Raw genomic sequence first — 12,458 nt, 5'->3', positions numbered from 1 at the left:
TCCCAGCTTGCTTAGCTTGTAGAATTTCTTAGTGAAATTCTTTTTGCTGGGGCTCTACCTTAAATGACGACTAGAACTAAAAGCAACTTAACTTAAGTGTATTCATCAATCAGTCAACTATTGGGAAAATCCCAAATAGTCTTACTTTATTATTTTTGACTCAGACTTTAATAGAATACGCTTTATTTCTACAGTAAAGCGAGTTATTTAGTGGCAGTTTGAATTTTAACTAATCATCCATCCAACTCCTCATCCTCTTTTTATACATCAATGCTTGTTGTCTGGCATTGATCACATCGCTTCTATCTCTAAGTTTGTGATAATTAACAATATAATTATCTTCAGTAGAAAGAAATGTAAATGAATAATCTGGATACCTATCTATTATTTGTTTTTCAAAGGTTGAATTGATAGGCAAATATGCCGGTTTGAATGGTTTCAAGTCATCTATAGCTTTAATCTCATTCACAATTAATGTTTGAAATGCGTGTTCACTAAGATTTAGCACTGTTTTATCATATGCGTCATTAAAAGTATTTAATGACTTCTCAAAAGTTATCCGCGCACCTTTGATATTTCCTCTTCTATAATGATACATGGCAGTAGAAAATAAAATTAGGCTTACAATGCCATCCTTTTTAGAAAACTGACTATTTGCTTTCCATGCATCCTCTAAAATATCATGACATAAGAAATAATGTTGCTGTTTATGAAAATAATAATAAAAATCGATTAAGGCTTTTTCCAATCCGACTCATCCTTAATTTAATGTTTGTAATATTCATGCTATAATACTTTAGTAAATTATGCACGATTTAGATTCAGTATAAGGACGATTAACATGTATGAAGTAAAATTAGATGCCTTCAATGGCCCCTTAGATTTATTACTACACCTAATTCAAAAATATGAAATTGATATTTATGATATACCTATGAAATCATTAACAGAACAATATATGCAATATGTTCACGCTATGAAACAATTAGAAATCAATATAGCGAGTGAATATTTAGTTATGGCATCTGAGTTATTAATGATAAAAAGCAAATTATTGCTACCGCAACATGATGTTGATGAACATTTAGAGGAAGATCCACGAGAAGATTTAGTAGGTCGACTTATTGAATATCAAAATTATAAAGAATATACAGAATTATTAGCCGAAAAGAAAGAAGAACGCGAGCACTATTTCACTAAGCACCCAACTGATTTATCCCATCTTGAAAAAGACGTCACATGGGATCAAAGTCAAACATTAGATTTAACTGATTTAATTGTTGCTTATCAACGTGTAAAAAATAGACTAGCACTTAATACACCTAAGACTGTTGACATCGTTAAAGAAAGCTTTACGATTCAACAAGCAACTGAAAAAGTAACGACACAATTAAAACATCATACATCGTTTAACTTCTTTAGTTTGTTTACTTTTAGTGAACCATTAGAACAAGTGGTTACTCACTTCTTAGCAATATTAGAAATGTCTAAATCTGGACAAATCAATATTGAACAAGTTAAAAATTTTGATGATATACGTATCGTTAGAGGAGTGAATTTTAATCTTGGATAAACATGGAATCATAGAGGCATTGCTATATACAGCGGGAGATGAAGGGCTTGAAGAAAAGCAAATTTTAGAGATTCTAGATATTAATCAAGCAAAATTAGCTGAATTAGTGTCATCGTATACTTCAAGTGGTTTAATGATTCAAAAATTTGGTTCAACTTATATCTTAACTTCAAAGAAAGAAGCATCACCTTATATTGAACAACTCATTGAACAAAAATCAAATATGAAGTTATCACAGGCAGCAATGGAAACATTATCGATTATTGCATATAATCAACCATTAACGCGGAGTGATATCGAATTAATTAGAGGCATTAATTCCGATGGTGCAGTTAGAACTTTAATTGCACGTGGTTTAATTGAAGCAAAAGATGTTGAAAATTCTCGTAGTCATGCTTTACAAACAACAGATTTATTTTTAAATGTATTCGGAATAGAAAAAATTGAAGATTTACCAACGACTGAAGAAGATGAAGAAGAGATGGAAGATTTCTTTAGTAATTTAGTAAATCAAAAAGGAGATACGAAATGAGCAAAGAATTAGAAAGGCTTCAAAAACGCATTGCTAATAGTGGGTATACATCACGCAGAAAAGCTGAAACTTTAATTTCAGAAGGAAAAGTAAAAGTCAACGGTGAAACTGTGACTGAATTAGGTACTAAAGTTAAAAGTTCTGATACTGTTGAAGTAGAAGGCATTAAAATAGAACAAGAAGACAAAATGTATATATTATTCTACAAACCAACGCAAGTGATCACAAGTGTGTCTGATGATAGAGGACGTACAGTAGTCACAGACTATTTTAAAGATTTAGAGACTAGAATTTATCCAGTTGGCAGATTGGATTATGATACTTCAGGTCTATTACTACTAACAAATGATGGTGAATTTACGAATTTAATGACACACCCTAGATACCACATTCAGAAAAAGTATGTTGCTAAATTAAAAGGATATCTCATGCGAAAGGAAGTCAAAGCTTTAGAAAAAGGAATCGAACTGGAAGATGGGTTTACGCAACCAGCACAAGTGAAAGTAAAAAAACAAGATAAAGATAAAAACACTACACTTGTAGAAATTACTATAAGTGAAGGTAGAAATCGTCAAGTTCGTCGTATGTTTGAACACTTTGGTCACCAAGTTGATAAATTAACAAGAATTGAGTTCGGTAACTTAAATCTTAAAGGTTTAAATGCAGGTGAAGGTAGAGTCCTAACACCACATGAAGTTAAAGTATTAAGACACATGGCAGAAAATGGAAAATAAATAAATAATATTTTACAATAGTAAGAGAATTTAATTTAACTTAATTTCTCTTGCTATTTTTTTCACAAAGTTAACTTTAAAGTAAAGCTTTCAATCATGCTATATGCTATAATATTGAGTGTATTCAGCATGTGTAGGAGGTATAAACAAAATGACAAACGAAATTTTAATTGTAGACGATGAGGATAGAATTAGAAGATTACTTAAACTCTACCTAGAGAGAGAATCGTTTACGATTCATGAAGCAAGTGATGGTAAAGAAGCCTATGATCTTGCAATGGAGAATGACTATGCGTGCATACTTTTAGACTTGATGCTACCAGAGATGGATGGAATTGAAGTGGCATCTAAATTACGTGAACATAAAGACACACCTATTATTATGCTTACTGCTAAAGGTGAAGAAACAAATAGGGTTGAGGGGTTTGAATCAGGCGCTGATGACTATATCGTTAAACCATTCTCTCCAAGAGAAGTTGTATTAAGAGTTAAAGCATTATTGCGTAGAACGCAATCTTCTAAACCTGAACAAAGTGAACCTCACGCAAGAGATGTTATAGAATTTAATCATTTAATCATTGATAATGATGCGCATCGCGTTTTAGCTGATAATCAACAAGTGAATTTAACGCCTAAAGAATATGAGTTACTTATTTATTTAGCTAAGACACCTAATAAAGTTTTTGATCGTGAACAACTATTAAAAGAAGTATGGCATTATGAGTTTTACGGAGACTTAAGAACGGTAGACACTCATGTAAAACGCCTTCGTGAGAAACTTAATCGTGTATCTGAAGATGCTGCACATATGATTCAAACTGTATGGGGTGTTGGTTACAAATTCGAGGTAAAGTCTAATGACGAGCCGACTAAATAGTGTGGTAATAAAACTGTGGTTAACTATACTTTTCATAGTAACGACAGTTTTAATTTTATTAAGTGCAGCTTTAATTACATTTATACAGTATTATTACACTCAACAAACTGAAAATGCTATAAGGGAAGACGCGTCTAGAATTAGTCACTTAGTTGAACAAGCTGATAATAAGACGTTAGCCATTCAACATAGCCAACAATTAATTGATGGCTCAGGTGGCGTGATTATTATGGCAAATAAACCTTCAAGTCTTAATCATTCTAATAGTGAAACTAAAAATAAAATGCTTGAAGCAATACACAATAATGCCAAATTCCAACAAGTCTTTTCAAAGGGTAAATCTACTACCCAAAATATAACCATTAGTAATAATGGTAACTCGCACTCTTATATTCTATTGGGCTATCCAATGAAAGCACAAGACAATGCAAACTCAAAGTATAGTGCTGTATTTATATATCAAGATTTAAAATCTATTGAAGATACGAATAATGCAATTACAATTATCATACTAATTACTGCGATTATCTTTATTGCTATTTCAACTGTATTTGCTTTCTTTTTATCAAATAGAATTACGAAACCTTTGAGACAACTTAGAACGCAAGCATTAAATATATCTAAGGGGGACTATTCTAAACAGACAAGCGTCTCAACTAAAGATGAAATAGGTGAATTATCACATACTTTCAATCATATGAGTTCTGAAATACAAGAGAATATTGAAGCACTTTCAACTCAAAAAAATATTAGAGATAGTCTAATCAATTCTATGATAGAAGGTGTACTAGGCCTAAATGACAAAAGAGAAGTTATCCTTTCAAATAAAATGGCTGATGATATTACTAAATCACTTAGTGCACCTGTATATAAAGATATTGAAAAGCAAATCGAAAAAACATTTGTTTCAAAGAATACAGAATTCCAAGAATACGAAATTAATAACAAATATTATGTCATTATCATGAGTTATATCGAGCGAATCCAACAAGATGGCCGTAGTGGTCTAGTAGTCATTATTAGAGATATGACCAACGAACATAATCTTGATCAAATGAAAAAAGACTTCATTGCTAACGTTTCACATGAATTAAGAACTCCTATTTCTTTACTACAAGGGTATACAGAGTCCATTGTAGATGGCATTGTAACAGAGCCCGATGAAATTCGAGACTCTTTATCTATCGTGCTTGATGAAACAAAACGTTTAAATCGTCTAGTAAATGAATTATTGAATGTAGCGCGTATGGATGCAGAAGGTTTAACTGTTAATAAAGAGAAACAACCCATTAAACCTTTATTAACTAAAATGCAAATGAAGTATAAACAACAGGCACAAGATTTAGAGTTAGACATGTCACTCGCGCCAGAAATGACTGATGAATTGTGGGATTATGATGCCGATCGTATTGATCAAGTACTTACAAATCTGATTGATAATGCCACACGTTATACTCAACCAGGTGATTCAATTACAATCACTTCATCATCTGATGACACATATCAGACATTGTACATTAGCGATACCGGAAGTGGTATATCTCCGGAACATCTTGAACTTGTTTTTGATAGATTTTATAAAGTCGAAGCATCAAGAACGAGAGGGAAACAAGGTACTGGTTTAGGATTATTTATTTGCAAGATGATTATCGAAGAACATGGTGGTTCTATTCAAGTAGAAAGCGAAGTAAACAAAGGTACAACATTTATCATTAAATTACCTAAACCTAAGTGCTAATATGATTACAATCTTACGCACTTATCTATCAAGCGCTTTAATTTAAGTTACATTAGAAACTCGTACATCACGAGGTTTTACTTAACGTACTAGCTTTTATTCTAAAAATGAAATTGCTAGACCAAGAGTGGGTCAGAATTCATGTTGAATCTGATTTCACTCTTTTTTTCTAATCAGTTTAAGCACCATTATTGCGCAATGTGCTTACTTAATGTAATATAAAAATTAAATTAATATATAGTTATAATTCATCTTCGGGGTAGGGTGTAAGTCCCAACCGGCAGTAATTCAAGCCTGCGACCCGCTTCTTATGAAGTGGCTGATTCAGTGAAAGTCTGAAGCCGACAGTATAGTCTGGATGGGAGAAGATGGAGATTTTTTGTTGTGCAAAATTATCTCCTATTCTAAGTAAGATGAATGGAAGGAGATAATTCAATATGCAACAAAACAAACGTCTTATCACGATAAGTATGTTAAGTGCGATAGCGTTCATTTTAACATTTATCAAATTTCCGCTACCATTTTTACCGCCATACTTAACATTAGACTTTAGTGATGTGCCAACATTATTAGCAACATTCCTTTTGGGTCCAGTTGCTGGTATTATCGTAGCACTCATAAAAAATATACTTAACTTTTTATTTAACATGGGCGATCCAGTGGGCCCAGTTGCTAACTTTTTAGCAGGTGTAAGTTTCTTATTATCCGCTTACTATGTTACAAAACGTCAAAGACAACATGCACATACGCCACGTTCTTTAGTTATAGGACTCGCAATCGGTACTATAGTTATGACGATTGTGTTAAGTGTATTAAACTACTTTGTGTTGCTTCCATTATATGGGATGATTTTTAATTTAGGAGATGTATTTAATAATTTAAAAATTGTCATTTTATCTGGTGTTATACCTTTTAATATTATTAAAGGTGTTGTGATTTCAATTATATTTGTACTATTATACAATCGATTAAAACGCGTTTTATCATAAAAAATCTCCTATTGTTGAATTAAGTACTCAGCAATAGGAGATTTAAAATTTATTTGATTGTGCCATAAACTATTCAAATTTAAGGGCATCACCATCAAATGGTTCTTCTTCAATTTTAATTGAATCAGTTGGACAACCTTCAAGCGCATCTTCCATATCTTCATATAATTCTTCTGGTACTTCTGCAGTACCTTGATTATCATCAAGGATTACGAAAGCAATACCTTCGTCGTCATAATCGTAAATGTCTGGCGCCGCAGCACCACATGCGCCACAAGCAATACATGTATCCATATCAACGATTGTATACTTTGCCAAATTCTTCGCCTCCTTTGATAAAAATGCTACACTAGTATAACAAATGTTAACTAACACTTCGATTAATTTATTTACTATTTTATTAGTTACATAAAGTGAGGAATCATTAATGCATTCAATTATTACCTATGCATCAAATCATTCATTCGAATATAAAACCAATAAAAGTATCTATAATATTTTAATTGGGAAAAAATCACATCAAACTTTTTTTGATGCATGTTCCCAACAACTTTTATCATTATATCACAGTTTACCTAAATTAAAATATCCGTCTTTTGAGCGATTTTTGAATAGTAATGATGACCAAGATATCACCATTACTATTCATCCAAGGTTTACATACGATAGTATCATTCAAACATTTAGTTGTATTCAATTACTTATACAAACGATGACGCATTTCAAAAATAATCATTTAGACTTTATACCCATTACGCAACAAGTCATAGTTCAAAATAAAGTAAAGCAATTATATTCAACTATCATCGAGAGTGACTTAATTGATGATTTAGAAAATGAAATTGAGCAACTTTTTCATATCATTAATGAAACGTGCAATGGCAACTGTTTGATTCATTATTATCTACAAGGATATGAAGAACCAATGTATACGCGTCAACAAGTTTCTCTCATTGAAGACATACCAGTAACCGAGTTATTTGTCCATGAATTGAATAATTTAGTTCAAATGATGTTTGCATTAGAACATAAAGAACAATTTCCAATATTATCTCAAACCATTATTTTACCTACATTACTAAATAAAACTACAATTACATATCATCAATTACTCAAAGGACTTTCAATGAATGAAGCAGCAGTGACTCAAAATGTTAAAATCAATACGATTGAAGACCATGTACTTGAATTATTTATTAAAGGTTATTTTACAGCGTATCAACAATATGTAAGTACGACAGATTATAATTCGTTCATAGAATTTTATCACCAGAATAGAGGACATCGATTAAAAATATATAAAGAGCAATTCAATCAATTGTCTTATTTTCAAATCAAATTATTAATTATTGGAATTGAAAGAGGTGAGTTAAGTGCTTGAAGATAAATTAAAAGAATGGTTCGGTTTCTCCTCATTTAATCCGGGTCAGAAAGAAATTATTGAAAGCGTATTGAGCGATAAAGATACGTTAGGAATTCTTCCAACAGGTAGTGGCAAAAGTTTATGTTATCAAATGCCAACTTATATAAAAGAAAAGCCAACTCTCATCATTTCACCTTTAATCTCTCTTATGGATGACCAAGTCATGCAAATGAAATCTCAAGGAGAGAAATTAGTTGCTTCTATTCACTCTGGTATGGATCAAAATGAAAAAAGGCAAAATATAAATTTACTACAAAAAAGTCGATTTGTGTTTTTAAGTCCAGAATTTATGTTACAATCTCAAAATTTCGAATTAATTAAGAACATAGATTTCGGTTTAATAGTACTCGATGAGACACATTGTCTATCAGAATGGGGATATGATTTTCGACCACACTATGCAATTATTGGAGAAATTACATCTTATTACAAGAATGCAACCATATTAGCCCTAACGGCGACAGCACCACCTCATCTCGAAAAAGATTTAAACCTTATTTTATCTAAGGAATTAACTGTTATAAAGACTTCTATGAATCGGCAAAATATTGCTTTTTCACATCTCAATTTTGATAATGATGATAGTAAAATCCAGTGGTTATTAAACTTTTTAGAACAATCAGGACCTACAATCATTTATGTTTCATCCAAAAAAGTATGCTTAGAATTAGCGACCATGATCTATCACCATGGCTATTTAACTGGTATTTACCACGGTGATCTATCCTATCAAGAACGCCATACCGTTCAAAATCAATTTATGGAAAACTTTATACCCGTTATTGTGGCCACAAGCGCTTTCGGTATGGGGGTCAATAAAAAAGATATTAGAACAGTGATTCACTTTCATTTATCGACAAGTCCATCAAACTATTTACAAGAAATAGGTAGAGCAGGTAGAGATAATTTACCAAGCCAAGCGATAAGCCTATATCAACCTGATGATAGCTTCATTTTGGAAACATTACTTTTTAGTGATGCGATTACAACAGAAGATATTGACGCTTATGATATTGGCGCATTTCTACCACCACAAAAGGAAGAAATTCTATCCATTTTAAGCCAAAGATATTCATCCAAAGTGCTTAAATCAATTTTCAACAACGCTTTAATACGTAAAAAATTAGGTTATCAAAGGATGATTGGATATACATCTTTAGATCAATGTAGACGCCGCTATTTATTAGAATTTTTTGGCGATACACCACTTCAACCTAAACAATGCTGTGATATTGATTCGGATTTAGAATCCATTCACGTTACAAACCGAAAAAAAGTTAAAAGAAAATTAAATTATAGTGAAAAGTTAAAATATTTATTTAAAGTATAGTTGCTTTTCTTTACTAAAATTATTTTAAGAGGATATAATTAAAATACTTAAAGTTTTTTCAAGAAATATCGTGATACTATACATATTTCACACTTTGTGGGGTATATGGTATGTGATATTAAAATATTTAATTAAGAGAGGATGATGACCGTGTCTAAAAATAATTTTAGAGATGATTTCGAAAAAAATCGTCAGTCTATCAATTCTGATGACCAATTCGAAGAAAACACAAATGAGTTTGATGATAACTCAAATCATTCAGATGAATTTGAGAATCAATCAGATCAACAATTCCCACCTAGAAATGCACAAAGACGTCAAAGAAGACGTAATCAAGCTACAAATAAAAACAGAAAATTCGATAATCAAACTTCTGATTCAAATGCTACTGGTTCACTTGATGATCGACACGATGAAGACTCTTTAAATGAGTTACAACACAACCAAAAAGAGAATCAATTAGATAAAGCATCAATACATAAAGATGGGGAACACTCACCCGATAGAGACTTTAATAATCAATCGTCTCGAGAAAATCATCGTCATGAAGCATCAAGTAGAAAGCATGATAAAGACTATGATAATGAAAGTTTAAATGATGATGATCGTCACCGTCGTGATCACCAAGAGCATATCGATGCAAACAAACATGATAAGTCAAAACATGGTAAAGATGCTGCACTTGCTGGTGGTGCTGGTGTCGCTGGTGCTGCTGGTGCCAAAGCTGCTAAGGATAAACGAAATAAAGACACAAATCATCGTTCAAATCATAATGAACATAAAGATGACGATCATTTAAATCATGATCATAAGCGTGATCGCAATAAAAAACATAACAATGAAAAGCAACTAGATGACAATCAAGAACATCTTTCTAAAGATGAATCAAAAAAAGGTAATAAAGGGAAAAAAGCTGCAGTCGGTGCTGGTGCTGCAGGTGCCGCTGGTGCTGCTGGTGTAGCAGCCGCAAAACATAAAAAAGATAATAAAGACCATCACAATCATAAAGATAATCAAACGAATGAAGAACACAATGATAAAAAACATCAAGAGGATAATGATGGATTCCAAGCTCACAATGGTAAAAAGAAACGTGGTTTAGCAGGTCTTTTACTTCCATTAATTGCGTTATTACTAATTCTAGCAGCACTTGCTATCTTTATTGGTATGTATTTAAACAATGATAAAAAAGATAGCGACCAAGCTGATAATAGCAAAACTGAACAAACTGCAAACAAAGATAATGACAAAGATAGCAAAGACAAAGCTAGCGACGACAGTGACAAGAATAAAGATAATGCCACTAAAGATGATGACTCAAGTGACAAAGCTACAACTGATAATGAATCATCAAGTAATTCAAGCGATGATAATAGTAGTACTTCTGACAACAATGATTCATCAAACGCATCTGACAACAGTTCATCATCAGATAGCGATGCTTATAATTCAAATAGCAACAGTGATAATGCTAATTCACAAGCCACTCAGAACAGTGGTAACCAAAATAATAGTAATAACAATCAATCAAATAATACTAATTCAGGACAACAAACGCATGTCGTATCAGGTAACGAGAACCTATATCGTATCGCGATTCAATACTACGGAGAAGGTACTGTTGAAAATGTTAACAAACTGAAACAAGCGAACGGCTTATCTAGTAATAACATTTCAAATGGCCAAAGATTAGTAATTCCACAATAATTACATTAAAAAAGGCCATAGGATAAAAATTAAAAAATAATGCTACGTTGTTCATTCATCGTAGCTGACTAAAATTGAAAGGGTGCTTATATCAAGCATATCTCTCATTTTAGCTAACCTTGTAGGGGTAGGACAATGGATTCAAATAGAATTCAGTCCTATCCCTGTTTTCTTTATAAAATTTATAATCTCATTAAATTGTAAATAATATAGGTGCGATTCTATTTAGAAATCATGTTACAACTGCTATAATTAATGGGTGATTAAAGGAGGTCAATGACATGCAAAGCATAGAAAGTATTATAATCGGCGGAGGCCCATGCGGTTTAAGTGCTGCTATCGAACAAAAAAGAAAGGGTATTGAAACATTAGTCATCGAAAAAGGGAATGTTGTAGATGCTATATATAAATATCCAACACACCAAACATTCTTCTCATCTAGTGATAAATTGAGTATTGGCGATATACCATTTATCGTTGAAGAAAGTAAACCTCGACGTAATCAAGCGTTAGTTTATTATAGAGAAGTTGTTAAACATCACCAATTAAATGTTCATGCATTTGAAGAAGTGTTAACTGTTAAAAAGATTGATAATAAATTCACTATAACAACTACCAAAGATGTATATGAATGTAAATTCTTAACTGTTGCAACTGGATATTATGGTCAACATAATACATTAGAGGTTAAAGGTGCAGAACTTCCGAAAGTACAACATTACTTCAAAGAAGCACATCCTTATTTCAATTTAAATGTAACTGTAATTGGTGGTAAAAACTCTGCAGTCGACGCAGCATTAGAATTAGAAAAAGCTGGCGCAAATGTAACTGTATTATATAGAGGCGATCGTTATTCATCTGCTATTAAACCATGGATTTTACCTAACTTTGAATCATTAGTTAATCATGAAAAAATCACAATGGAATTTAATGCTAATGTAACTGAAATCACTGAAAATAGTGTGGTTTATAAAAAAGAAGGTAAATTGATTGAAATACCTAATGATCATGTATTCGCGATGATAGGATACCATCCTGATTATGACTTTTTAGAATCAATTGGAATAGAAATCAATACAAATGAATTCGGTACTGCACCCGTTCATAATAAAGAAACGTTTGAGACAAATGTAGAGAATTGTTATATTGCTGGCGTCATTGCTGCTGGTAATGATAATAATGCAATCTTCATTGAAAACGGTAAATATCATGGAGGCATTATTACCCAAAGCATTTTAAGTAAAAAGCAAACACCTCTCGAAAGTTAAGGTGTAATCATAAAATGCTAAACGCAACGAGATAAATATTTCAAAGCTACAATGTACTTTCATAGTAGCTAAATAGAAGAGTCTGGAACAAAAATAATCTAATGAAGCTATTTTGCAAATTCGCAGTAGCTGACTGAACTGAAAAGGCGCTTAAATCAAGCTTTTCTCAGTTTTAGTCACCCTTGCGGGGGTGGGACGACGAATTTAAAAAGAATTCTGTCCCACTCCCTTGTCATCTTATTTTATACTCATCAGATACAATTCAATACGCCTTTTTTCGGCCCTTG

The 12,458-nt window shown here is 32.1% G+C and carries 12 protein-coding genes and 1 riboswitch; of the genes, 10 read left to right on the top strand and 2 right to left on the bottom strand.

The window, feature by feature from the left end; genetic code table 11:
- Positions 1-229: 229 nt before the first annotated feature.
- A complete protein-coding gene (locus HMPREF3239_RS04750) occupies positions 230-748 on the bottom strand; it encodes a DUF309 domain-containing protein (protein WP_070854899.1) in 519 nt (172 codons plus the stop codon).
- Between the two features lie 93 nt (positions 749-841).
- Between HMPREF3239_RS04750 and HMPREF3239_RS04745 the strand changes: the two genes are divergently transcribed.
- The 6 genes from HMPREF3239_RS04745 to HMPREF3239_RS04720 all read left to right on the top strand — a co-directional run bounded on the left by HMPREF3239_RS04745 (position 842) and on the right by HMPREF3239_RS04720 (position 6,443).
- Positions 842-1,573, top strand: a complete 732-nt coding sequence (locus tag HMPREF3239_RS04745; RefSeq protein ID WP_070854898.1) for a segregation and condensation protein A — start codon at positions 842-844, stop codon at positions 1,571-1,573.
- Positions 1,566-2,105 carry an SMC-Scp complex subunit ScpB gene (gene scpB, locus HMPREF3239_RS04740; RefSeq protein ID WP_053029453.1) on the top strand — a complete coding sequence of 180 codons (540 nt, stop codon included), beginning with the start codon at positions 1,566-1,568 and terminating at the stop codon, positions 2,103-2,105. The genes HMPREF3239_RS04745 and scpB overlap by 8 nt, the downstream gene beginning before the upstream one ends.
- Positions 2,102-2,839: a pseudouridine synthase gene (locus HMPREF3239_RS04735; protein ID WP_070854897.1), complete on the top strand. Its 738-nt coding sequence runs from the start codon at positions 2,102-2,104 to the stop codon at positions 2,837-2,839. The genes scpB and HMPREF3239_RS04735 overlap by 4 nt, the downstream gene beginning before the upstream one ends.
- A gap of 151 nt (positions 2,840-2,990) precedes the next feature.
- Positions 2,991-3,716 (top strand): response regulator, encoded by a 726-nt coding sequence (locus tag HMPREF3239_RS04730; protein WP_053029451.1) that lies wholly within the window; start codon positions 2,991-2,993, stop codon positions 3,714-3,716.
- Positions 3,697-5,454: an ATP-binding protein gene (locus HMPREF3239_RS04725; protein WP_070854896.1), complete on the top strand. Its 1,758-nt coding sequence runs from the start codon at positions 3,697-3,699 to the stop codon at positions 5,452-5,454. Before HMPREF3239_RS04730 ends, HMPREF3239_RS04725 begins: the two co-directional genes overlap by 20 nt.
- Positions 5,455-5,700: 246 nt before the next feature.
- Positions 5,701-5,828: riboswitch (FMN riboswitch) on the top strand.
- A 63-nt stretch (positions 5,829-5,891) separates the two neighbouring features.
- Positions 5,892-6,443, top strand: a complete 552-nt coding sequence (locus tag HMPREF3239_RS04720) for an ECF transporter S component (protein ID WP_070854895.1) — start codon at positions 5,892-5,894, stop codon at positions 6,441-6,443.
- A 69-nt stretch (positions 6,444-6,512) separates the two neighbouring features.
- Here HMPREF3239_RS04720 and HMPREF3239_RS04715 read toward each other — a convergent pair whose 3' ends face one another.
- Positions 6,513-6,761 carry a ferredoxin gene (locus HMPREF3239_RS04715; RefSeq protein WP_002449743.1) on the bottom strand — a complete coding sequence of 83 codons (249 nt, stop codon included), beginning with the start codon at positions 6,759-6,761 and terminating at the stop codon, positions 6,513-6,515.
- 109 nt (positions 6,762-6,870) lie between these two features.
- On the opposite strand from HMPREF3239_RS04715, the gene HMPREF3239_RS04710 reads away from it, so the two are divergent.
- The 4 genes from HMPREF3239_RS04710 to ypdA all read left to right on the top strand — a co-directional run bounded on the left by HMPREF3239_RS04710 (position 6,871) and on the right by ypdA (position 12,171).
- Positions 6,871-7,824 carry a YpbB family protein gene (locus HMPREF3239_RS04710; RefSeq protein ID WP_070854894.1) on the top strand — a complete coding sequence of 318 codons (954 nt, stop codon included), beginning with the start codon at positions 6,871-6,873 and terminating at the stop codon, positions 7,822-7,824.
- A complete protein-coding gene (locus HMPREF3239_RS04705; RefSeq protein ID WP_070854893.1) occupies positions 7,817-9,196 on the top strand; it encodes a RecQ family ATP-dependent DNA helicase in 1,380 nt (459 codons plus the stop codon). Before HMPREF3239_RS04710 ends, HMPREF3239_RS04705 begins: the two co-directional genes overlap by 8 nt.
- A 144-nt stretch (positions 9,197-9,340) precedes the next feature.
- Positions 9,341-10,903: an elastin-binding protein EbpS gene (gene ebpS / locus HMPREF3239_RS04700; RefSeq protein WP_371106759.1), complete on the top strand. Its 1,563-nt coding sequence runs from the start codon at positions 9,341-9,343 to the stop codon at positions 10,901-10,903.
- Positions 10,904-11,184: 281 nt separating this feature from the next.
- Positions 11,185-12,171 carry a bacillithiol disulfide reductase YpdA gene (ypdA, locus tag HMPREF3239_RS04695; RefSeq protein WP_070854892.1) on the top strand — a complete coding sequence of 329 codons (987 nt, stop codon included), beginning with the start codon at positions 11,185-11,187 and terminating at the stop codon, positions 12,169-12,171.
- Positions 12,172-12,458: the final 287 nt, after the last annotated feature.

The organism is Staphylococcus sp. HMSC34C02, assembly GCF_001838705.1.
Taxonomy (GTDB): Bacteria; Bacillota; Bacilli; order Staphylococcales; family Staphylococcaceae; genus Staphylococcus; species Staphylococcus borealis.
The sequence above is the reverse complement of the archived record's forward strand: the minus strand, read 5'-3'. Positions and strand labels throughout refer to the sequence as shown.